General features: G+C 66.7%; 2 protein-coding genes. Both read left to right on the forward strand.

The window, feature by feature from the left end:
* On the forward strand, positions 1–352 hold a 352-nt coding region (locus RMT89_RS40850), incomplete at its 5' end, for a hypothetical protein (protein WP_315888816.1).
* The coding region (locus RMT89_RS40855; protein WP_315888817.1) for a hypothetical protein at positions 349–540 on the forward strand (192 nt) is incomplete at its 3' end. The genes RMT89_RS40850 and RMT89_RS40855, both read left to right, overlap by 4 nt.

Raw genomic sequence — 540 nt, forward strand, 5'->3', positions numbered from 1 at the left:
CCGCGAAGCGGTCGCTGACATGTCGCAGGTGCCTGTCCGAGTGCTCGCGAAGGTCAGGCTGATCGTCGCCAAAGGCTCCCTGAACATCAAGAATAAACTGCGTGCCGAGGCTGAGAAGTCGCGGCACTTCAAGCTGTCCACCCACATCAACTACGAGCTTGACTCTGACGAGTACGGCTCGCAGATCGGGCCGGTGAAGGTGGGTGCGGGCAACCTTGCGAACATCGCCTACTTCGGGGGCTCGCGGGGTGGCGGTGGGACGCTGCCTGACCCGCGTGTGGCGCTGGAGGCCGAGACAGCCGAGTTCATGCGCCAACTCGCGGACGCCGCGGTCGAGTCGGTGTTCTCGTGAGCACCGTCGTCGACGCTCTGGACGCGATGAAAGCCCGCCTCGAGTCGGTGCTGTCGGTGCCGGTGCTGATCGGTGACGGCACGGGCTCGACGCCGCCGTTCGGGGTGGTGTGGTCCGGGACAGAGGATCGGCAGGCCGACGAGTCGGCTGCTGGCTCGTGCGGGCAGTGGTCCGCACCTGTGGGCGTG

This window comes from Streptomyces sp. P17 (genome assembly GCF_032436805.1).
Lineage (GTDB): Bacteria > Actinomycetota > Actinomycetes > Streptomycetales > Streptomycetaceae > Streptomyces.